The 20,342-nt window shown below is 56.5% G+C and carries 21 protein-coding genes and 1 tRNA gene; 13 read left to right on the plus strand and 9 right to left on the minus strand.

What is annotated here, in order from left to right; genetic code table 11:
• Positions 1-151 precede the first annotated feature (151 nt).
• The 4 genes from ACR0DT_RS04795 to ACR0DT_RS04810 form a co-directional block, all read right to left on the minus strand.
• Positions 152-712: a cysteine dioxygenase family protein gene (locus ACR0DT_RS04795; protein WP_480709662.1), complete on the minus strand. Its 561-nt coding sequence runs from the start codon at positions 710-712 to the stop codon at positions 152-154.
• A 136-nt stretch (positions 713-848) separates the two neighbouring features.
• Complete coding sequence (locus tag ACR0DT_RS04800; protein ID WP_480709663.1) at positions 849-1,421, minus strand: thermonuclease family protein; 573 nt, start codon at positions 1,419-1,421, stop codon at positions 849-851.
• A 530-nt stretch (positions 1,422-1,951) separates the two neighbouring features.
• The gene (locus tag ACR0DT_RS04805; RefSeq protein WP_480709664.1) at positions 1,952-3,268 is read right to left on the minus strand and encodes a tyrosine-type recombinase/integrase; all 1,317 of its coding nucleotides are present in this window, start codon (positions 3,266-3,268) and stop codon (positions 1,952-1,954) included.
• A gap of 44 nt (positions 3,269-3,312) precedes the next feature.
• Positions 3,313-3,399 (minus strand) — tRNA-Leu (locus ACR0DT_RS04810).
• Between the two features lie 143 nt (positions 3,400-3,542).
• Between ACR0DT_RS04810 and ACR0DT_RS04815 the strand changes: the two genes are divergently transcribed.
• Positions 3,543-4,202, plus strand: coding sequence for a DsbA family oxidoreductase (locus ACR0DT_RS04815; RefSeq protein WP_480709665.1), 660 nt, complete (start codon positions 3,543-3,545; stop codon positions 4,200-4,202).
• Between the two features lie 39 nt (positions 4,203-4,241).
• Entirely contained in the window at positions 4,242-4,898 is a 657-nt protein-coding gene (gene lipB / locus ACR0DT_RS04820) for a lipoyl(octanoyl) transferase LipB (protein ID WP_480709666.1), read from the plus strand.
• Positions 4,899-5,185: 287 nt separating this feature from the next.
• On the opposite strand, the gene ACR0DT_RS04825 is transcribed toward lipB, so the two are convergent.
• Entirely contained in the window at positions 5,186-6,130 is a 945-nt protein-coding gene (locus tag ACR0DT_RS04825; RefSeq protein WP_480709667.1) for a cation diffusion facilitator family transporter, read from the minus strand.
• Between the two features lie 81 nt (positions 6,131-6,211).
• Here ACR0DT_RS04825 and ACR0DT_RS04830 point away from each other — a divergent pair, with 81 nt between their 5' ends.
• Complete coding sequence (locus ACR0DT_RS04830) at positions 6,212-6,637, plus strand: MerR family transcriptional regulator (protein ID WP_480709668.1); 426 nt, start codon at positions 6,212-6,214, stop codon at positions 6,635-6,637.
• Here ACR0DT_RS04830 and ACR0DT_RS04835 read toward each other — a convergent pair whose 3' ends face one another.
• Complete coding sequence (locus ACR0DT_RS04835) at positions 6,638-7,057, minus strand: HIT family protein (protein WP_480709669.1); 420 nt, start codon at positions 7,055-7,057, stop codon at positions 6,638-6,640.
• Positions 7,058-7,362: 305 nt separating this feature from the next.
• Between ACR0DT_RS04835 and ctaD the strand changes: the two genes are divergently transcribed.
• The 4 genes from ctaD to ACR0DT_RS04855 all read left to right on the plus strand — a co-directional run bounded on the left by ctaD (position 7,363) and on the right by ACR0DT_RS04855 (position 11,447).
• A complete protein-coding gene (ctaD, locus tag ACR0DT_RS04840; RefSeq protein ID WP_480709670.1) occupies positions 7,363-9,021 on the plus strand; it encodes a cytochrome c oxidase subunit I in 1,659 nt (552 codons plus the stop codon).
• A 156-nt stretch (positions 9,022-9,177) separates the two neighbouring features.
• Positions 9,178-10,206, plus strand: a complete 1,029-nt coding sequence (locus tag ACR0DT_RS04845; protein WP_480709671.1) for a bestrophin family protein — start codon at positions 9,178-9,180, stop codon at positions 10,204-10,206.
• A gap of 105 nt (positions 10,207-10,311) precedes the next feature.
• Positions 10,312-10,911 (plus strand): DsbA family protein, encoded by a 600-nt coding sequence (locus tag ACR0DT_RS04850; protein ID WP_480709672.1) that lies wholly within the window; start codon positions 10,312-10,314, stop codon positions 10,909-10,911.
• A gap of 44 nt (positions 10,912-10,955) precedes the next feature.
• Positions 10,956-11,447 carry a DUF2244 domain-containing protein gene (locus tag ACR0DT_RS04855; protein ID WP_480709673.1) on the plus strand — a complete coding sequence of 164 codons (492 nt, stop codon included), beginning with the start codon at positions 10,956-10,958 and terminating at the stop codon, positions 11,445-11,447.
• Positions 11,448-11,472: 25 nt separating this feature from the next.
• Here the strand turns inward: ACR0DT_RS04855 and ACR0DT_RS04860 are convergent, their stop codons facing one another.
• Positions 11,473-11,958 carry a GatB/YqeY domain-containing protein gene (locus ACR0DT_RS04860; RefSeq protein WP_480709674.1) on the minus strand — a complete coding sequence of 162 codons (486 nt, stop codon included), beginning with the start codon at positions 11,956-11,958 and terminating at the stop codon, positions 11,473-11,475.
• 183 nt (positions 11,959-12,141) lie between these two features.
• On the opposite strand from ACR0DT_RS04860, the gene carA reads away from it, so the two are divergent.
• Complete coding sequence (carA, locus tag ACR0DT_RS04865) at positions 12,142-13,308, plus strand: glutamine-hydrolyzing carbamoyl-phosphate synthase small subunit (protein ID WP_480709675.1); 1,167 nt, start codon at positions 12,142-12,144, stop codon at positions 13,306-13,308.
• An 84-nt stretch (positions 13,309-13,392) separates the two neighbouring features.
• The gene (locus tag ACR0DT_RS04870; protein ID WP_480709676.1) at positions 13,393-15,270 is read left to right on the plus strand and encodes a glycosyltransferase; all 1,878 of its coding nucleotides are present in this window, start codon (positions 13,393-13,395) and stop codon (positions 15,268-15,270) included.
• Here the strand turns inward: ACR0DT_RS04870 and ACR0DT_RS04875 are convergent, their stop codons facing one another.
• Entirely contained in the window at positions 15,271-15,918 is a 648-nt protein-coding gene (locus ACR0DT_RS04875) for a GntR family transcriptional regulator (protein WP_480709677.1), read from the minus strand.
• A 100-nt stretch (positions 15,919-16,018) separates the two neighbouring features.
• On the opposite strand from ACR0DT_RS04875, the gene ACR0DT_RS04880 reads away from it, so the two are divergent.
• The 3 genes from ACR0DT_RS04880 to ACR0DT_RS04890 all read left to right on the plus strand — a co-directional run bounded on the left by ACR0DT_RS04880 (position 16,019) and on the right by ACR0DT_RS04890 (position 18,271).
• Positions 16,019-16,663 (plus strand): pyrimidine 5'-nucleotidase, encoded by a 645-nt coding sequence (locus ACR0DT_RS04880; RefSeq protein ID WP_480709678.1) that lies wholly within the window; start codon positions 16,019-16,021, stop codon positions 16,661-16,663.
• Between the two features lie 86 nt (positions 16,664-16,749).
• The gene (locus ACR0DT_RS04885; RefSeq protein WP_480709679.1) at positions 16,750-16,998 is read left to right on the plus strand and encodes a hypothetical protein; all 249 of its coding nucleotides are present in this window, start codon (positions 16,750-16,752) and stop codon (positions 16,996-16,998) included.
• A gap of 76 nt (positions 16,999-17,074) precedes the next feature.
• Entirely contained in the window at positions 17,075-18,271 is a 1,197-nt protein-coding gene (locus ACR0DT_RS04890; RefSeq protein ID WP_480709680.1) for a UbiH/UbiF family hydroxylase, read from the plus strand.
• A 10-nt stretch (positions 18,272-18,281) separates the two neighbouring features.
• On the opposite strand, the gene ACR0DT_RS04895 is transcribed toward ACR0DT_RS04890, so the two are convergent.
• Positions 18,282-19,409, minus strand: coding sequence for an aminotransferase class V-fold PLP-dependent enzyme (locus ACR0DT_RS04895; protein WP_480709681.1), 1,128 nt, complete (start codon positions 19,407-19,409; stop codon positions 18,282-18,284).
• 229 nt (positions 19,410-19,638) lie between these two features.
• Here ACR0DT_RS04895 and ACR0DT_RS04900 point away from each other — a divergent pair, with 229 nt between their 5' ends.
• Positions 19,639-20,340, plus strand: a complete 702-nt coding sequence (locus ACR0DT_RS04900; protein ID WP_480710268.1) for a GntR family transcriptional regulator — start codon at positions 19,639-19,641, stop codon at positions 20,338-20,340.
• The last annotated feature ends 2 nt before the right edge of the window (positions 20,341-20,342 follow it).

Genomic DNA, 20,342 nt, shown 5'->3' on the forward strand with positions numbered 1-20,342 from the left:
CACCAGCCCCCACATGAAGAAAAGGCGCGTCACCCCAAATCTCGACAGCCGTCAAACCAGCCAAAACATCGACTTCTTCAACAGTATCCGGACAAAGCGGACACTAGGAGTTGCCTCCCGTAAGTCCAGTTCACGGGAACAACTTGGATGACTACTCCTCGATCTTGAGGATCAGAGGAGTTTCAATCTTCGCGTCAACATCGAAAGTTGAGCGCCCGGTATGGTTCAGGTGACGTCCATAAGTATGAAGTGAAACTGCCACTTTGTCGCCGTTGTTAACGACGCTGTGGATGTCTTCCGGTAGACAGCAGACTGCGGTGCCGGGGTAGAGCGTCTCCTCCTTGGTTGGTACAAGGTCCGCGAAACCGGGCTTGGAGCCATCGTCTAATCGTTGATAGTTGGTTTCGTGTTCCTGCCCCTCAATCCCGGATACGACTGCCCAAGTCTTGTGATTATGGGCTTCTACACCTCGCCCCGGTGCCCAAGCGATAGCAAAAACTGCAAGATCGTGATTGTCCTCTTCGTGCAATAGATGAAGGCCAACACCCTGTTCAGGGTCAGTGTACCGATACTTCTCGTCGAACCAACTCGGATCGGAAGCGAGACGTAGCGCGAGAGGTTTAATCCTTTCGGTTATTATCCCAACCTCCGTCTCCTCTGCGACTATGGCGCGAATGTCTTTGACGTAATCTTGAACAGAATAGGCAATCATGAATGCACCTCCCCGTGTGAGTATTCATCAGGATAGCCGACAACCTCTGGAACCCAAAGCCGACACTCGGGCTGAGCGCAGCGTCGGACACAACGGGCTCAAACCGGTCATTTGACGGTTTCGGTTGGATAAGGGCTCAAAACCATCCGTATCGAGCGCACCAACGACCATGCAGCATATGACGTTGGATGTCAGTTCCATCCTCTAGGGTGCAAACACCAATAAACCTGTCGTAGCTTCGTCTTCCGTTGACCTTGCACGATGCCTTCTTTCCAAGGACGAGCCTGTCCATTTCAAGCGTGGCTTGGTTACCTTTTAGGGTGCCAGATTCATCGCAGTCTAAAGTGGCAAGTCGCACGGCTACTCCTTTCACCTCGATTGTATCGCCGTCGCGAACATGGGTCACTTCTCCCGACAAGATGTGACCATCGGCCTTCGGAAAGTACGCTCCACTTTTCATGCTTAAGCCGTCATTCGTGACCACTCCCACTAAAACGAGAAGTGCAATGAATGTAGTCACCACCCATTTGTTAAGACTGAAAGAGCGTTTGAAGACCTTTTTCGTGTTATAGGAGCGAATAATCGCTCTACGCACCTTTGGTGCCACGAATTTTCGCCCAATCCTTAGTCCGATAGCTCGAGCAACTGCAGCCAATAAACAAAGGCAAAAAGCAGCAAGCAGTATTACAGGAAGGCTCAATTCCGACATACGATGGAACTGCCCCTTTTTGGGCCACACAGCAAGCTGGAAGTTATGATACTCCAGCCTCAGCAGGTCAGTCTTTCTCTATTTCGCTGCTGTTGCGTACTTCAAAAACAAATTCTCCGCTTTGACCAAAACCGGACCTTGGATCTGAGCACCAATAATCGACTACTTCTTTGAAGCCGCCATTTGCGCAAACTAAAAGAGCAACCGCGTTGAAGCGAACGCCAAATATTATTGTTCAGATATCCAAGTTTGTTAGGAGCGCCCCCTGAACCGGCAAAAAGAGGTTTCGGTTCACCCCCTTCGCCAGCACAAGGAAATAGCGCCGCCTCCCCCATAACTGGAGCGGCACCAAAGAATTCTAGTGTATTGAGTTACGGTCTCTGGAAGTGACAACCAGGCTTCGGTGTGTTCCGTCGCAAGGCGCAGTGAGACAGCCCCCATGCCACGATGGTTAGACACACGTCCCACATCAGGTTTACCCAGAGGTAGTGAGATTTAGATCATCATTCACGCATCATCGAAAAGGCCTGTCAGCCCCTTCTAGCAACCCCACCATGAGACCTAGCTATCTCCTGTCGGATAACCGAGGGTGACCCAAGTCTTCCCCCGAGTTCATCATACAACGCCTTGAAGGTCGTCAGGATCACGTCATCCAACTCGGCCCTCTTGGCATAGACGCTAATGCCCAGGTCGTCTTTGTTGGAATGACCAACCGCTAGGTTCCTGACCTCTCTGGCAACACCAGCATTCACCAGAGCGGAAACAGCGGTTCGCCTGAATGAATGCATATCCCATTTGGAGGTATCACCCCCGAGCGCCTTTCTCGCTTTCTCCAAGGCTTTCCCAAGGTAATGGCTAGGTTGCTTGTCGTAGCCCCCCAAGTTGATCCGAGGGAACAACCGACCCTTATTCTCGGGACAAGACGGTTCAACCACACCAGCTCTATTGATGGCCTCTCGAAGCAAAGCACAATCATCTTCGCCAACAATCATGACAGACCGCTTCCCGGCTTCTGTCTTGGCCTCAGGGATGTTGATGCAAATGTGGTCTCGTCTGTCGTCAATGTCGGACAAGTAGCGCCCACAGATTTCATTCAGTCGGCATCCGGTTACCCAAAGTAGCCGCACGGTGACGAACATTTCGAATTGGTATTTGAGGGCAGAGTTGCCAGCTATGTAGGCCAGCAGGCTTTCAGCTTCCTCTCGGGTTACTGGCCTGAGCTTCTTCTCTCTTGGGTCAGCTTTCTTCTTCTGACCCGCCACCCGCCTCAGGAGAGACGAAAAGGGATTACGCACATCGGGATCGACCAAACCCCAATGATCTAAAACGCGCCAGTAGGACGCTAGGCAACACTGATAGGACTGCAAGGACCGCGCTGAGAGAAGTTCGCCAGTACGTTCAGAAGGTGTTCGCTTGAGGTACTCCATGAAATCCAGAGCCAACGCCCTGTTGATCTCTGTAACCTCAATGTTCCCGGCGAACGCCTCAAAGCCCTCAAGGTGTTGTCTGTACCTTACCTTTGTGGACTCTTTGATACCGTCTGCTTCGGTCATCCAGCGATGAGCCGTGTCCCTTACGGTGCTCCCCTCCTGCGGGTTATGTCGTGCGACCTGCCTAACAATAGGCTCGGGCATAGAACCCTCACCAATCGACGCAAGAATTTCCGGCAAGACTTCTTTTCGCCGGATCAAAGCCTCAGCCAAATCCTGCGTTCCGAGACCACGCACGATCTCTTTTTTGCCGATGATAGCTTGATATTCGTTGGGAACTGCGACTCTGACCGCGTATCCCTTGCCTCTCTTAAAGAGGCCCTTTGGTACCCGTACATCCATCTCAAAAGGCTCCATTTACCGTTACATTCGGCGAAGAAACCTATTGAAAATCAAGCACTTGGTGCGGTCGAGAAGACTCGAACTTCCACGGGTGTTACCCCACAGCGACCTCAACGCTGCGCGTCTACCAATTCCGCCACGACCGCACTGCCAGTGACTTGGTAGAGGGGCGTATAGACCCAGATGATCGAGATGTGAAGAGGCAAAAAACACGCCGGTTTGAATTCCCCAGCCGCATCCATATCTATAACGTCCAAAGGAACCTTATTACCCGTTCAGGAGCCTGAACATGACCGCCGCAGATTCTCGACCCGTCCTTCAGATAGATATAATCTCAGACATTGTTTGCCCCTGGTGCATTGTTGGATTTCAACAGCTTGATCGAGCATTGAAGCAGGAAGGCGTTCTGGCGCATCTCAGGTGGCATCCGTTTGAACTGAACCCCAACATGCCGCCCGAAGGCCAGAACCTGCGCGAACATATCCTCGAAAAATACGGCTCGACACTTGAACAGAGCCAACAGTCACGGGACCGGCTGACCACGCTTGGGGCCGAACTGGGATTTACGTTCAACTTCAACGAGGACAGCAGAATAGTGAACACTTTTGCTGCGCATCAGTTGTTGGATTGGGCGGAAACGCAGGGTCGTCAGCATCCGATGAAACTGGCGCTGTTCAAGGCGTATTTCACTGAACAGAAGGACGTGTCCAAGGTTGACGCATTGCTTGATGCAGTTGCGGATGCCGGTCTACCCGTAGATGCCGCGCGGTCTGCGCTCGAATCTGGCGAGCACGTCGCCGCAGTGCGCAAAAAGCAGGAGTTCTGGACGAGCCGAGGCATTTCCGGTGTTCCGTCGATGGTGTTTGGCGGCAAATACCTGGTGACCGGGGCGCAAGGCACGGAGACCTACGCCCAAATTCTGCAACGGTGCCTGGCCGAGGCTGCCTGACCCCTTCCCCTTGCCGCGCCTGCACGATATGGAACCGCCATGGAATGGAAGATCACCGACGGGTTGACCGATTACACCGAAGCCGTCGCATTTATGGAGGCGCGCGTTGCCGCTATTGCAGCCGGCGAAGCCGACGAATGTGTCTGGCTGCTCGAGCACCCGCCTCTCTACACGGCCGGAACCTCGGCCCGGTCTGAGGATCTGACTGACCCAGACCGGTTTCCCGTATACGAAGCCAAGCGTGGCGGCGAGTACACCTATCACGGGCCCGGTCAGCGCGTGGCCTATGTCATGCTTGATCTGAACAAGCGCGGCAAGGACGTGCGGGGCTTTGTCAAAAAGCTTGAGAGCTGGGTGATCGCCGCGCTAGCAGAATTCAACGTAAAGGGCGAAATCCGCGACGGTCGCGTCGGCGTGTGGGTGCAGCGCGATGACAAGCCGCTGACGGTGACGGGCCAGCCCGCCGAAGACAAGATCGCCGCCATCGGATTGCGGCTGCGCAAATGGGTCAGTTTCCACGGCATCTCGATCAATGTCGAACCTGACCTTGAACATTTTTCCGGCATTGTCCCCTGCGGAATCAGCGAACATGGTGTGACCTCTCTGGTCGATCTTGGGTTGCCCGTGACAATGGCCGATGTGGATACTGCCCTACAAAAAACCTTTGCGGATAGCTTCGAAACGGCCCCTGCGTAGCCTGAATTCGAATCGCCATTTGCGGGAAAATGGATTAACAATTCCCGCCCAGAATTCACTTTGTTTCCGAACACGAATGCAATCCACCATTTAGCCCGTTAATTTTGAGTTTAATTGGCGGAAAGCTCACTCAGAACGATACAAAACGCGCGTTTACGGGTAGTCTATATTTACCGTTCTAGAGTGAGTGGTGTGTTAAACCGGTAATCCCGGAAAGCCCGGGTGTCGGACAAGTGTTTGGTTACGAGTCTGCCGTTCCGACCCCAAATCGGAACGGCAATTCCATTTCAGGCCAATTGCACATTGTCATGCCCAAATCGAGGCAACGCTTCCCGCGGTTGACCGGCGCGTTCCACTTCCAGCGTGACATGTCCAATTCCGAACTGTGTCTTCAGGGTATCTTTCACGGCCAGCCTTATGGATTCCGAATCCGACCAATTCATAGCTTCAATCTCAAGATGCGCGGTCAGGGCCGGTTCCCTCTCCTGCATGCTCCAAAGGTGGATGTGATGGACACCTGCCACACCTTCGGTGGTTTCGATCGCGGTAGCCACCTCCTCGGGCGTCAGATCGGGTGGCGCGCCAAGCATCAGCACTCGGATGGTTTCCCCGATCTCAGATTTAACGTGCCACAGGATGTAGACCGAGATCAGGATCGTCACTGCGGGGTCGACCCAGGTCCAGCCGAACAGGATGACGGACGCTCCGGCCACAATGACGGCAACTGACCCGAGCGCGTCCGCGACATTGTGGATGAAAGCCGCGCGGATGTTCACACTGTCTTTTGACATCGAATAGGTCAGTGCAGCGGTGATTAGGTCGACGACTAAGGCAAGCGCCGCGATCCAGACGACCAGCCAACCGTTGACGGGTTCGGGCTGGAAAAACCGCATTACACCTTCGTACAAGAGATACACCGACAGCACGATCAATGTTGTGTAGTTGACCAATGCCGCGACCACTTCGGCGCGGCCATAGCCGAAACTCATGCGCGGATCGGCCGGGCGGCGGGCGATCTTGCGCGCGAAGAAGGCAATGATCAGAGCGATTGCATCTGAAAAATTGTGTAACGCGTCTGCAATCAGCGCCAGAGACCCCGACAGGATGCCGCCGATGACCTGCGCCAAGGTCAGCAGCATGTTCACCGCAATCGCCCCCGCGACGCGCAAATCACCTGCGTCCGGGTCGATATGGTGGTGGTTGTGTCCTTCGTGGCCGTGATCGTGTGCCATGGTGCCAGTGATCCTTGTTTTGGCTGCACAGCTTATGTAATTCCTCTAGCCACTAGAGGTTCAAGAGACGAAAGCGAAAAAATGTATTCAATCGGAGAGCTTTCCCGCCGGACGGGCGTCAAGGTGCCCACAATCCGGTTCTACGAAGACAAAGGGTTGCTGCCACAGCCGGAAAGAACAGCAGGAAACCAGCGCCGCTATGACGCCGCCGCATTAAAACGGTTGCAGTTCATTCGCCATGGCCGGGACCTTGGGCTGCCCCTGACCGATATCGAGGCATTGTTGTCATTGGAAGGCGCTCGAGGCGCTGATCTGAACCGGGCGCATGAGATCGCCGAGCGTCAACTGGCCGATCTGCGTACGCGTATCGCCCAACTGAGCAGGCTTGAGGCGGAACTGACCCGCATCGCCTCGGCTTGTGACGGTGAGCACGACCATGTCTGCGCCGTGCTCCACACGTTTGGCGACCACAGCGCATGCCTGGGGCCGCATGACAGAAAGTACTGATCAGGCCAGCACAGCTTTGATCTTGTCCGCGTGCTGAGCGATCAAGTCGAAATCACCCATCTTGCCCGGTGGTCGCATGGCAACACCTTCCTGACGCGGCAGGATATGAAAATGCAGGTGGAACACCTCTTGCCCGCCCGCGGCTTCGTTGAATTGCTGGACGGTGACACCGTCCGCGTCAAATGCATTGACCACAGCGTTCGCCAGTTTCTGGACGGTTGCCGTCACAGCAGCCAGCTGCGCGGGCGATGCGTCCAGCAGGTTCCGGCAGGGTGTTTTGGGGATCACCAACAAATGTCCGTCTGACCGCGGCATGATATCCATGAAGGCCAGGGTTTCATCATCCTCGTACACGCGGATCGCGGGAATTTCTCCACGCAGAATCTTTGCAAAGATGTTGTCGGGATCGTAGGCGGCCATATCTTGTCTCCGGTTTCGGGAATTGAGGTTAGTTCTGCGACCCTCAATAACGGGGGTCAAGGCGGAACTCTGCCATCCAGCCAGATTGGACGCGGACGGGCCCTTGAAATCCGGAAGGCAATCGCCAGATAGGGCCTGTCCGAGACCGGGAATTCGCGGGTTTCCCTCCTGCCCGCGACAATTATTCTTGATCCAGATCAAACTCGGCCATTGAAGGTGCCCCCTTCGCCCTCTAAAACCAGCAGGAATCCCGCGCGCCGGAGAGGTCTGGCTGCGCGGTTTAGTTGCAACAGGAGGCACCTATAATGGCAGACGCAGCCATTCATGGTCACGAGCATGAAGACAATCGCGGTTTCTTTACCCGCTGGTTCATGTCGACCAACCACAAGGACATCGGGATTCTGTACCTGATCTTCTCGGCGATTGCCGGTCTGATCTCGGTTCTGATGACCGTTTACATGCGGCTCGAGCTGATGCACCCCGGTGTTCAGTTCATGTGCCTGGAAGGCTTCATGGCCGATCCGTGCACACCGAACGGACACCTGTGGAACGTGATGATCACCTATCACGGTGTTCTGATGATGTTCTTCGTTGTCATTCCGGCCCTTTTCGGCGGATTTGGCAACTATTTCATGCCGTTGCAGATCGGTGCGCCGGATATGGCGTTCCCTCGTATGAACAACCTGTCGTTCTGGCTGTACGTCGCAGGCACCTCGCTGGGTGTCGCTTCGCTGCTTTCCCCGGGTGGTAACGATCAGCTCGGTTCGGGCGTGGGTTGGGTTCTGTACCCGCCGCTGTCAACGACCGAGGGCGGCATGTCCATGGACCTTGCGATCTTTGCCGTGCACGTATCGGGCGCCTCCTCGATCCTCGGCGCGATCAACATGATCACCACTTTCTTGAACATGCGTGCCCCGGGCATGACCTTGTTCAAGGTACCGCTGTTCAGCTGGTCGATCTTCGTCACCTCGTGGCTGATTCTTCTGTCGCTGCCGGTTCTGGCGGGCGCAATCACCATGCTGCTGATGGATCGCAACTTTGGCTTCACCTTCTTTGATCCGGCCGGCGGTGGCGATCCGATCCTGTATCAGCACATCCTGTGGTTCTTCGGCCACCCGGAAGTGTACATCGTGATCCTGCCGGGCTTTGGCATCATCAGCCACGTGATCGCCACCTTCGCTCGTAAGCCGATCTTTGGTTACCTGCCGATGGTTTGGGCGATCATCGCGATTGGTGTTCTGGGCTTTGTCGTGTGGGCGCACCACATGTACACCGTCGGCATGTCGCTACGTCAGCAGGCATACTTCATGCTGGCCACCATGGTCATCGCGGTGCCTACTGGCGTTAAGGTGTTCTCATGGATCGCGACCATGTGGGGCGGTTCCATCGAGTTCAAGACACCGATGCTGTTTGCATTTGGCTTCCTGTTCCTGTTCACCGTTGGCGGTGTAACTGGGGTTGTGCTGTCGCAGGCTGGTATCGACCGCGCCTATCACGACACCTACTATGTGGTTGCGCACTTCCACTATGTGATGTCGCTGGGTGCTGTCTTTGCGATCTTTGCTGGTGTCTACTTCTACTTCTCTAAGATGACTGGCCGTCAGTACTCGGAGTTCTGGGGCAAGGTTCACTTCTGGCTGTTCTTCATCGGCGCCAACTTGACCTTCTTCCCACAGCACTTCCTGGGCCGTCAGGGCATGCCGCGCCGCTACATCGACTATCCCGAAGCATTCGCACAGTGGAACTTCGTATCGTCGATTGGTGCGTTCATCTCCTTCGCTTCGTTCCTGCTGTTCTTTGGCATCGTGATCTACGCCCTGCTGCGTGGCGCGAAAGAGACCCGACCTAACCCGTGGAACGAATACGCGGATACGCTTGAATGGACCCTGCCCACCCCGCCACCTGAGCATACGTTCGAGCAGCTGCCGAAGCAAGAAGACTGGGACAAGGGCCACGCGCACTGATCCCGTATCCGGATAAAATCCAGAAAAGCCCCGCCCAGTGCGGGGCTTTTTTTCCACTGCGTCGCTCCGCCCGTGCGTGCGTAGACACATCCAGTACCGAGCGAATAGTATTCAAAAACAGGAATTCAGAGCACCCCGACGGAAAACACGCAAACCATGATACTTCACGACGGCATTTCGATCAGAAAACTGCTAAAGGGTTCGGTTGGTTTTATCGGTATCGTTCTGGCTTGGATTTTTCTGGTTCAGGTAGTGGATGAACTGACACCCATTGACCTGATTTCGAACCCAAGTCCACCGGTGGCGATGCTCGGTTTGGCGGTGGCGTTCTTTCTGGGGTTCAAGAATACCTCGACCTATGGCCGCTGGACTGAGGCACGCAGGGTCTGGGGCGATATCGCCAATACAAGCCGGGACTGGGGCAATACGATCAGTACCCTTGTTCAACCCGATGCCTCTGTGATTGATGCAGACCTGCGCGATGAGCTGATCGAACGGCACATCGCTTGGCTAAACATGCTGGCCTATCAACTGCGTCAACCCGCCACCAACGGCCGCAAGCGCAGGCCTTGGATGTTCGGTCATAAGCCTGTATCCGGCCGCGAAGATCTACACCAAAACCCCGAAAGCTGGCGGAACAGCCAACTCGAGGCGGATTTGCCGCTGCTGGAGGGTAAGGCCAATCGCGCGGCCTGTCTTCTCAACCTGCAGGCTCGGCGCGTGTCAGACATGGCGCAACAGGGAAAGATAGACCCTTATTGGCACGTAGCGCTGATGGACCGGCTTTCCCGCTTTACGACGGCACAGGGCCAGTGTGAGCGGATCAAGAACACGCCGTTCCCGCGTCAGGTCGCCGAAGTGGGCCGCCTGTTCAGCTGGATATTCATTTTCCTGCTGCCGCTGGCCTTCAATGATGAACGTTCCATCATGTTGGGCGTTGACGCCTCGATATTGAGAACAGTCTTGGTCGACTGGATGACCTTTGCCCCTGTCGGGGCGCTGGTCTGCTGGATTTTCTTCGTGACCGAGCGCGTCAGTGCCTCGATGGAGGACCCATTCGAAGGGGATGTCACCGACGTTCCGATCTCGGCGCTATGCAGGACAATCGAGATCGATATGCGTCAAATGACTGGCTGCGGCGTCCCGCCACAGCCTGCGCAACCTGTCGAAACAGCCCTGTTTTGAACCAAGCGCCGTCACGCTGGCGAACCGGGTGTTTCAGGCACAATTCGAAAATCCGACCATTTTAGGGTATGATACGTGAAGCAACTCTGAGATCGGAGTGATTACATGCCTGAAATTGATTTTTGGTATTCCATTGGCAGCACATACAGCTTCCTGACGATCATGCGGCTGGATGATTGGTGCGACGAACACGACGTGGCGGTGACTTGGCGGCCGTTCAACGTGCGCACGGTCATGGCGGAACAGAAGAATATTCCATTTGCAGGCAAACCAGTGAAGTCCGCTTATATGTGGCGGGATATCGAACGTCGGGCCGCAAAATACCACATCCACGCCAAGCTGCCCGCGCCCTATCCGATCTCGGACCTGCCGCTTGCCAATCAGGTTGCCTTGCTGGGCATGGGGGATGGCTGGGGCAAGAATTTCACCCAGACCCTGTATCGCATTTGGTTCGAAGACAATATCGAGGCCGGCAGCGAAACCGCGATCTCGGAGGCGCTGCACAGATGCCAGCAGGATCCACGATTAGTGCTGGCCCGCGCCCGCAGCCCCGATACTGTCGCTGCACTTGAGGCAGAAACCGAACAGGCCGCGAAACTTGGTGTTTTTGGCGCGCCAAGCCTAGTCGTCCGCGGCGAGGTTTTCTGGGGAGATGACCGTCTGGACGATGCACTGTCTTGGGTACGCGTCGGCCACGTTGCGTGATCATTTACCGTCGACACATCCCTACGTTGCGCTAAATATTAGACATGCCCTATCAATGGAAAAAGACATCAGAATCCGAACAAGAATTGCGACTTTGGCCGCATAATTCTCTGCCGCCGCGTGGTGCGATGATTGTGATCATGTCCGTGTTTCTGATTGGAATGATCCCTTTGATGGCAGTACTCGGCTCGGCCATCCTTTGGGGGCTGTTGCCGTTCTTGCTGCTAACCGTTCTGGGCCTGTGGCTGGCTATCCAGACCAACTATCGCGCGCGCAGTGTGTTCGAGATTCTTACTCTGACCGGCACGCGGGCACATTTGGTCCACCATGATCCGCGAAGCGGTCAGCAGGAATGGACCTGCAACCGCTATTGGGCCCGCCCCGAGATGCACAAACGCGGTGGGCCTGTCCCGAATTACGTAACCCTGACCGGAGACGGACGCGAAGTCGAAATCGGAGCATTTCTGTCCGAGGAAGAACGTATCGCGCTGTATGATGACCTGATACAAAAACTGCGCGAACCGGTCGCGCAGTAAGTGCTACTTCAGAAGATAAAAGGCCTCAGCAACCGCCGCCTGTCGCGGCGCAAAGCTGATCTTTGACCATGGGCCCAACTTTGCCGAAATCCATCCGGCCAGTGTAGCGAGTCTTAAGTTCCCCCATCACCTTGCCCATGTCGCGGATCGAGCCCGCTCCTGTCGCGGTGATCGCCGTTTGGATGGCCTTGGAAACTTCGTCATCGTCCAACTGTTTGGGCAGGAATTCCTCGATAACCTCTACTTCGCGCAGTTCGCGCTCGGCTAAGTCTAGCCGTCCACCCTCTTCATAGGCGCGCGCGCTTTCCTTACGCTGTTTGGTCATTTTACCAAGGATTTCAAGAACCTCGGCGTCGCCGCAGCCCTTGGCCTCTTCGTTGTCAGACGCCCGCGAAGCAATATCGCGGTCCTTAATTGCGGCATTGATCAACCGCAGCGTCGATAGACGCTCGGCGTCCTTGTCTTTCATTGCTTGCTTCAGGGCTGAGTTCACCCGTGATCGCATATCCATATGTTCTGTCCATCCCCATGGAAAAGGAACCCCGACCATATCGAAACAAAAAGCGTGATACAACAGGGGGCGAATATCATTAACCCTTTGATTTTCCACAATAGCCCAAATTTTGAACAGACTTGACCCAGCGCCACAACCCCCTTAGGTATGCGCCGATTTACCCAGCAGGAGAGTCGCCCCATGGCCCAGAACGTCCCGTCCAAGCCCACCGCATGTCTGGCTTTGGCCGACGGAACATTGTTCTACGGGATGGGCTTTGGTGCCACCGGCCATACTGTGGCCGAGCTGTGCTTTAACACCGCAATGACCGGATATCAGGAGATCATGACCGATCCCTCTTATGCCGGTCAAATCGTGACCTTCACTTTCCCCCATATCGGCAATGTCGGTGTGAACCCCGAGGATGATGAAACCGGCGATCCGGTTGCAGCTGGGATGGTGGTCAAATGGGACCCGACCGAGCCGTCCAACTGGCGCGCAACCGAAGAGTTGAAGACCTGGCTGACCAGCCGTGGCCGCATCGCTATCGGTGGCGTAGACACCCGCCGCCTGACCCGCGCCATCCGTCAGCAAGGCGCGCCGCATGTGGCCCTGGCCCATGATCCCGAAGGCAATTTCGACATTGAGGCGCTGATCGCCTCCGCGCGAGGCTTTGCGGGGCTTGAAGGCATGGATCTGGCCAAAGAGGTAACCTGCGCCCAAAGCTATCGCTGGGATGAGATGCGTTGGGCCTGGCCTGATGGTTATCCCCGTCAGGAAGAACCTGCACACAAGGTTGTCGCCATCGACTACGGCGCCAAGCGCAACATTCTGCGGTGCCTGGCCTCGGCTGGCTGCGATGTCACCGTGCTGCCCGCCACCGCGACCGCAGCCGAGGTGTTGGCCCACAATCCCGACGGGGTATTTCTGTCCAACGGCCCTGGCGACCCGGCGGCGACCGGCGAATACGCTGTCCCCATGATCAAAGAGGTTCTGGACACTACTGAACTGCCAGTCTTTGGCATCTGCCTTGGTCACCAGATGTTGGCACTGGCGCTTGGCGGTCAGACCGTCAAGATGAACCACGGGCACCACGGCGCCAACCACCCGGTCAAGGACATGGAAACAGGCAAGGTCGAGATCACCTCGATGAACCACGGCTTTGCAGTGGATGCGCAAACGCTGCCCGACGGCGTGGTCGAAACCCACCGGTCCCTGTTCGACGGATCGAACTGCGGCATCCGCATGACGGATCGTCCGGTCTATTCCGTGCAGCACCACCCCGAAGCCTCGCCCGGCCCCCAGGACAGTTTCTATCTGTTCGAGCGCTTTGCCGAAGCAATGGCCGCCCAGAAAGCAAAGGCATAAACACCTGTTCGATCATGGTTAACCTGCTGTTAACCTAAATATCGCAACCCTGACGTTTGGTAATCGCGTCAGGGTTGTTTCTTTATGGTCGAGCTTAACCTGCAGCATTTCGCGCGCGCAGCGCCGATCCCTACGCAGGAGCGCAAGCCGTTGGGGGCTTGCCTGATCGACCGTGGACTGATCACCCAATCTCAATTGGACGAGGCGCTGTTTCTGCAATCATGGCAACAGGCACCATTGGGCGAAATTTTGGTGGCCGAAGGCTGGGTCAACCGTCAGGATGTTCTAAGCGCGCTGTCTGAACAGACCGGTCTACAAATTGCCGATTTCAATAGCTCGCCCCTGCCCTCGGAAACTTGTCAGATCAGGCCAGTTGACTTCTGGCTAACCCATAACGTCATCCCCTGGCGACGTTTGGGACCCATCTTGCTTGTTGCAACAGCGCGGCCTGATCTGTTCCCAACAGTGCGCAGCGAGTTGGAGGATGTCGGTTACACCATCATGCCGGTACTCGCCGCCGCCGATCAGATTGACGACACCATTGCACGCGTATTCTCCTCTCCCCTCGCCAAAACGGCAGAGACACGCGTGGAGCTGGATAAAAGCTGCAGATCATGGACCTCGAGATCTCGTCTCGGACCCGCCTTTGCTATGACAGGTGTTACGGGTTTGTTTGCCGCATTTCCCACTGTAGGCCTGACTGTTTTGACCGCCGCTGCCGTGATCAGCTTGATCCTTTTCATGTGCCTCCGTCTGGTTGGCCTGCTAGCCTTTGTTTGGCAATCCTTAAAGCGCCAACCTGATTTAAGGTCACCTAACCCACCAAAGGCGTTGCCCTGCGTGTCGATCATGGTACCGCTCTACAAAGAGCGCGAAATTGCTGATGCGTTGATCCGTCGGCTACGGCGACTGACATACCCCAAGGCGCTGCTGGACGTCATTCTGGTGCTTGAGGAAGCTGATGAAGTAACGCGTGCCGCCCTTGCACAGGCTGATCTGCCCAGCTGGATCAGGACAGTCGAGGTCCCCGAACTGAGCGGATTAACCACAAAACCGCGCGCGATGAACTACGCGTTGGATTTCTGCCGTGGCGATTTTCTGGGCGTCTGGGATGCCGAGGACGCGCCGCAGCCGGATCAGATCGAACGTGTCGTCCGGCATTTCGAGCGGGCCGACGACAATGTCGTATGCCTGCAGGGTGTACTGGACTATTACAACCCCCGCACCAACTGGCGATCGCGTTGCTTTACCATCGAATACAACAGTTGGTTTCGGGTCATCCTGCAGGGCATTGCTCGGCTAGGACTTGTCGTGCCCTTGGGTGGCACCACATTCTTCTTCCGCCGCGACAAGCTGTTGGAATTAGGCGGATGGGACGCCCATAACGTCACCGAGGATGCCGATCTTGGCGTGCGCCTTGCGCGAGCCGGCTATCGCACTGAAATGGTCGACACCACCACCTTTGAGGAGGCGAACTTTCGCGCCTGGCCTTGGGTTCGGCAAAGGTCGCGATGGCTCAAAGGGTTCATGGTCACATACCTTGTACACATGCGGGCACCCTTGCGTCTGCTGCGGGATCTGGGCCTCCTACGGTTTCTTGGCTTTCAAGCGTTTTTTCTGGGAACCATAGGTCAATTTCTTCTTGCCCCGGTTCTGTGGTTGTTCTGGCTGACAAGCTTCGGTGTGAGCAGCCCGTTGGACCCTATTCTCTCTGACACCATGATGGCGTTGCTGATCGGTCTTTTCCTAAGTGCCGAGATCACCAATGCCACTGTTGGCGCGATGGCCGTTTCTGCACGTGAAAGACGGTTTCTATTGGCATGGGTCCCGACAATGCCACTGTATTTCCCGTTGGGCATTCTCGCAGCGTATAAGGCCCTGTGGGAATTGGTGCTGAACCCCTTCTTCTGGGACAAAACGCAACACGGGCAGGCCTGTGAAGAGAGCCTGCCACCAGTGTAATCAATTCTCGCGTTGAACCGCGTCCTGTTTCAGACGTGTCATGAACGCCACCGAAATGTGATCCTTAAGCGCGCGCGCGGCGGCCTCTTCGTCGCGTGCAGCGATCGCCTCGACGATCCCTTTGTGCTCGCTCTGCGCGATCTCTCCGCGCCCCTGCACGGCCAAAGACGTCGTCGCCATCAGTGCCATGGTGCGATGCACAAGGTCCAGCTGCTGCACTAGATAGCGGTTATGCGAGGCTAGATGAATCTGCTCGTGAAACCGGCGGTTCGCCCGTGACAGAGCTTGGGGATCATTAACCAACGCGTCGTCCTCGGCCACCATTTCCTGCAGCACCTTGATTTCTTCCTCAGTAGCGTGCTTGGCAGCCAGCTTGGCAGCCAGCCCCTCCAACTCGCGCCGCACGACGTACAGTTCAGCCATCTGATTGTGGTTCAGAGAGGCCACGATCAACGACCGCCCGTCCCGTTCAAGCAGCGATTGCGTCTCAAGCCGCTGTAGGGCTTCGCGGATGGGTGTACGCGACACGCCGAACCGTTCGGCAAGTTCGCTTTCCACCAGACGGTCGCCGGGCTTGTAAACGCCCACGTCGATCGCTTCGAGAATAAGGCTGTAGGCGTCTTTGGACGGCTGTCTGGATTGGGTCATTGGGTGGTTTGTCTCCTCGTTCGGACATGTCTATCCGTCACTTGCCCTGCGGATCAAGTGCAGCATTGAAAACCATGCCTCCGCAGCCTAAACAATCCCCATGGTCAAACCTGCTTTTGCTCACGTCACCCAATGGGTGTTCGACCTCGACAATACGCTCTACCCGCCGCATATGCGCCTGTTCGATCAGATCGAGGTGCTGATGACGGATTATGTGGTACAGGCCATCGGCGTTGACCGGGCCGAGGCGGATCGTCTGCGCTCTCACTATTGGCGGCAGTACGGGACCACCTTGGCTGGTCTGATGGCCGAGCATGATCTGGACCCCGATCCCTATCTGCACGCAGTCCATCAGGTCGACATGAGCCACATGGACCCGGATGCTGAACTGGCTGATCACATCCGATCCCTGCCCGGCCGCCGGATCGTCTATACCAACGGCAGCGCACCCTATGCGGAACGTGTGCTAGAGGCGCGCGGCCTCAACGGACTGTTCGATGCGATCTATGGGGTCGAACACGCCGGTTATCGCCCCAAGCCCGAACAAGCGGCGTTCGAGGCGATCTTTACCCAAGATGGAATCGATGCCCCACAGGCTGCTATGTTCGAGGACGACCCGCGCAATTTGGCCGCCCCGCATGCGATGGGAATGCGCACCGTTCACGTCGCGCCCGAGCCGCACGAGGCCGACCATATCCACCATCACACAGACGATTTAACCGCGTTTCTGGCCCGCCTGCGATAGGCTGTCACACTGCGACGATCTGCACATTCTGCAGGTGCGAAATCGATCCTATATGCGCCTCAGCGACGAACAGAATCGGAGACCCCATGAGCGCGATCGAGATGCCTCGGCGCCTGCCCATCTGGCAGCGCCTGTTGTTTGCAATCCCTGTTTTCGGTTGGCTGGCCCGCGATGCCGCCAACGGAACGGCCGAGGATTGGTATTACACGGCCGGTGCCATTTTCAGCATGTGGGGATGTTCAGCCCTGCTGTTTGGCCTGCCGGGTCTTTTCATTCCGGCTGTCATGATGGTGCCCATGATGTTCATCCTTCTCATCCTGATTTCGCGCGGCTGACACACGGGACAGGATGTCACTTGGCACCGGCCTTGCAACCGAACTAGGTTCTGCCCGAGACTGAGGGACCAAGGCCATGACTAACAGCTGTGACATCCTGATTTCCGGCGGAGGGATCGCCGGGCTGACTGCGGCGGCGGTCTTTGGAACTGCCGGGTTCGACGTGGTCTGCGTCGATCCCTCTCCGCCGATTACAGAACGAGACGTGGACGGGTCTGACCTTCGGACTACGGCGTTTCTACAACCGGCGCATGGGTTGTTGGCTCAATGCGGGCTGTGGCAGCGGCTGGATGAATACGCCGCCCCTCTGCAAATTATGCGAATCGTGGATGCGGGCGGCGATGTGCCTGAACCGCGGGTGGTACGTGATTTCAACGCGGCCGACATCTCGGACCAGCCCTTTGGCTGGAACCTGCCCAACTGGCTACTGCGGCGCGAGATGGTCGCGCGTCTGGCCGAGCTGCCCAATGTCGATTTCCGCCCTGGCACCGGCACAGTCAGCCTGTTCACCCGCACCGCCGAGGCCCGCGTTGGGCTGAGCGACGGCAGCCGTATCCGCTGCAAGCTGGTGATCGCGGCAGACGGGCGCAGTTCCCCGATGCGCGAGGCCGCCGGGATCAATGTCCATACCACCCGGTACGGCCAAAAAGCGCTGGCTTTTGCCGTCACACATTCGATCCCACATGAGAATGTCTCGACTGAGATTCACCGATCTGGCGGGCCGTTCACTCTGGTCCCCCTGCCCGATTGGCAGGGTCAGCCCTCATCGGCGATTGTCTGGATGGAGCGCGGCCCCCGGGCAGTTGAACTGCTAAACACCGAGCCCGAGGCGTTCGAGGTACTGATGACCGAACGCTCATGCGGGTTGTTCGGGCCGTTGAAACTGGCCTCACGCCGAACGATCTGGCCGATCATCAGCCAGTCGGCGGAACGGCTGTCGGGTGAGAGGATTGCCCTGATGGCCGAGGCCGCCCATGTGGTGCCTCCGATCGGAGCGCAGGGGTTGAACATGTCGCTGGGCGATCTGCGAACCTTGCTAGATCTGGCGCAAGCCCGCCCCGAAGGTCTGGGCGATGCGCAGATGCTGGACGCCTATCACAAGGCCCGCCATACCGAAATCGAGTTGCGTGTCAAAGGGATCGACCTGCTGAACCGCGCCTCGATGATCGAGGCGCGTCCGCTGCGGGATGCCCGGGCGATGGGACTGAATGCGCTCTATTCCCTGCCGCCCGTGCGTAAAACGCTGATGCAGATGGGCCTCGGCGTACGCTGAGGCCTCTAAATCACAACACCTGATCCAGAACGCGCTTGAGCCGCGCGATCGTGCCGTCTACGTCATACAGCTTGTCCAGCCCGAATAGGCCCAAACGGAACGTGCTGAACCCCTCGGGCTCATCACATTGCAGTGGAACGCCTGCCGCGATCTGCATCCCCAGGGCAGCGAATTTCTTGCCGTTCTGAACCTCAGGGTCCGAGGTATAGGTGACTACAACACCTGGTGCGCCAAATCCGTCCGCCGCAACCGAGACCAGACCTTTTTCTTTCAGCATCGCACGTACCCCATCACCCAAGGCCCACTGTGCGTCACGCAATTTTTCGAAACCGTAATCACGGGTTTCAACCATGGTGTCCCGGAACGCCAGCAGCGCATCGGTCGGCATGGTCGCGTGATAGGCATGGCCACCGTTCTCATACGCCTGCATGATCTGTCGCCATTTCTTCAGATCCACCGCGAAACTGTCGGATGTCGTCACTTCCAACCGTGCTTCAGCGCGCTCGGACAGCATGACCAGACCGGCACTGGGCGTTGCACTCCACCCTTTTTGCGGGGCCGAAATCAGGACGTCCACGCCAGTTGCCTTCATATCAATCCAGGCACAGCCCGAAGCGATACAATCCAACACCATCAGCGCGCCAACCTCGTGTGCGGCCTCAGCCATCGCGGTCACATAATCATCGGGTAGAATGAGGCCCGCAGCCGTTTCCACATGCGGAGCAAACACCACATCCGGGCGCTGTTCACGAATTGTTGACACCACTTCTTCGATAGGGGCCGGTGCAAATGGGGATGGGGTGGAGTTTCCGGTCTGCCGCGCCTTGAGCACCGTCGCCGATGCGGTCAGAGAGGCGGATTCGATAATCTGGCTCCAACGATAGGAAAACCACCCGTTGCGAACGACCAAAACATTGGCGTTACGCGCGAATTGACGCGCCACAGCTTCCATCGCATAGGTGCCGCCGCCTGGAATCAGCGCCGCGCCATCGGCGTTGTAAACATTGCACAACATAGCCGAAATATCGCGCATGACGGTCTGAAACCGGGCCGACATGTGGTTCAGAGACCGATCCGTGAATACAACCGAGAATTCTTCGAGCCCGTTCGGGTCGATATTTTCCAAGAGCGCGGGCATGTTGTGTCCTTTCCAAGCGTCTTCAGGATTTCTGAAACTATGCCATGATTGGCAAAGCCACTATCGCTATTGAAAGTGACCCAAGGGAACCCAAAAACCTAACGAAAAACCGACTATTCTATGCGCAAATTGCGCCATTCTTGACGCCAAACAGTGTCAACACCCCTTTACACCCTGACGTGTTTCTGAACAGATATATTCACTTTGTAGAAGAAAGGTATTGTTTCTCGTGACTGCTCAAAAGCGGATCAGTTTTCAGGTTGTGCGTGACGAAGTTAAACGGCGTATTGAAAGCCGGATTTGGCCACAGGGATCATTGCTTCCAACGGAAACGCAGCTAGCCGAAGAATTCAACTGTGCGCGTGCAACGGTAAACCGCGCGCTGCGAGAGCTTGCCGAACAAGGGTTCGTCGAACGCAAACGCAAAAGCGGAACCCGGGTCAAAAAAGAACCCAGCAAGCACGCGAAACTGGAATTTTCTCTGGCACGTCAGTCAGTTGAGAATCAAAACTCAACCTATCGCTATGCACTGGTCGAACGTAACGTCGTGTCCAGCCCCGGTTGGCTGGCTTCGCAACTCAGCGTGTCACCCGATGCGCGGGTGTTGCATGTGATCTGCATGCACTATGCCGACAACCGCCCCTTTCAGTTAGAGGAGCGTTGGATCAACATCGACACTGTGCCCGACGTAGAGAATGCCGACCTCAGCACGCATGGCCCGCATGAGTGGCTGCTTAACGTCGCTCCTTTTACCGAGGCTGAGGTTGCATTCTGCGCAATTTCCGCTGACGGGCGGCTGGCGGAATTCATGGGCACCACCGCCGGCACGTCGATGATTCAATTGGAACGCACCACCTGGAAAGACGGTGTTCCAATGACCTTTGCCCGGATGACACATCACCCCGGCTATTGTATCCGCACCAAATACTGATC

The sequence above is a fragment of the Ruegeria sp. BI11 genome (genome assembly GCF_056538005.1).

Excerpts from the sequence above, each read along its gene's own strand:
- ACR0DT_RS04885 (WP_480709679.1), top strand. The coding sequence starts at position 16,750 with ATGAGCGCGATCGAGATGCCTCGGCGCCTGCCCATCTGGCAGCGCCTG.
- ACR0DT_RS04795 (WP_480709662.1), bottom strand. The coding sequence starts at position 712 with ATGATTGCCTATTCTGTTCAAGATTACGTCAAAGACATTCGCGCCATA.
- ACR0DT_RS04815 (WP_480709665.1), top strand. The coding sequence starts at position 3,543 with ATGACCGCCGCAGATTCTCGACCCGTCCTTCAGATAGATATAATCTCA.
- ACR0DT_RS04800 (WP_480709663.1), bottom strand. The coding sequence starts at position 1,421 with ATGTCGGAATTGAGCCTTCCTGTAATACTGCTTGCTGCTTTTTGCCTT.
- ACR0DT_RS04835 (WP_480709669.1), bottom strand. The coding sequence starts at position 7,057 with ATGGCCGCCTACGATCCCGACAACATCTTTGCAAAGATTCTGCGTGGA.
- ACR0DT_RS04855 (WP_480709673.1), top strand. The coding sequence starts at position 10,956 with ATGCCCTATCAATGGAAAAAGACATCAGAATCCGAACAAGAATTGCGA.
- ACR0DT_RS04895 (WP_480709681.1), bottom strand. The coding sequence starts at position 19,409 with ATGCCCGCGCTCTTGGAAAATATCGACCCGAACGGGCTCGAAGAATTC.
- carA (WP_480709675.1), top strand. The coding sequence starts at position 12,142 with ATGGCCCAGAACGTCCCGTCCAAGCCCACCGCATGTCTGGCTTTGGCC.
- ACR0DT_RS04890 (WP_480709680.1), top strand. The coding sequence starts at position 17,075 with ATGACTAACAGCTGTGACATCCTGATTTCCGGCGGAGGGATCGCCGGG.
- ACR0DT_RS04830 (WP_480709668.1), top strand. The coding sequence starts at position 6,212 with ATGTATTCAATCGGAGAGCTTTCCCGCCGGACGGGCGTCAAGGTGCCC.
- lipB (WP_480709666.1), top strand. The coding sequence starts at position 4,242 with ATGGAATGGAAGATCACCGACGGGTTGACCGATTACACCGAAGCCGTC.
- ACR0DT_RS04845 (WP_480709671.1), top strand. The coding sequence starts at position 9,178 with ATGATACTTCACGACGGCATTTCGATCAGAAAACTGCTAAAGGGTTCG.
- ACR0DT_RS04880 (WP_480709678.1), top strand. The coding sequence starts at position 16,019 with ATGGTCAAACCTGCTTTTGCTCACGTCACCCAATGGGTGTTCGACCTC.
- ACR0DT_RS04825 (WP_480709667.1), bottom strand. The coding sequence starts at position 6,130 with ATGGCACACGATCACGGCCACGAAGGACACAACCACCACCATATCGAC.
- ctaD (WP_480709670.1), top strand. The coding sequence starts at position 7,363 with ATGGCAGACGCAGCCATTCATGGTCACGAGCATGAAGACAATCGCGGT.
- ACR0DT_RS04850 (WP_480709672.1), top strand. The coding sequence starts at position 10,312 with ATGCCTGAAATTGATTTTTGGTATTCCATTGGCAGCACATACAGCTTC.
- ACR0DT_RS04875 (WP_480709677.1), bottom strand. The coding sequence starts at position 15,918 with ATGACCCAATCCAGACAGCCGTCCAAAGACGCCTACAGCCTTATTCTC.
- ACR0DT_RS04805 (WP_480709664.1), bottom strand. The coding sequence starts at position 3,268 with ATGGAGCCTTTTGAGATGGATGTACGGGTACCAAAGGGCCTCTTTAAG.
- ACR0DT_RS04870 (WP_480709676.1), top strand. The coding sequence starts at position 13,393 with ATGGTCGAGCTTAACCTGCAGCATTTCGCGCGCGCAGCGCCGATCCCT.
- ACR0DT_RS04860 (WP_480709674.1), bottom strand. The coding sequence starts at position 11,958 with ATGGATATGCGATCACGGGTGAACTCAGCCCTGAAGCAAGCAATGAAA.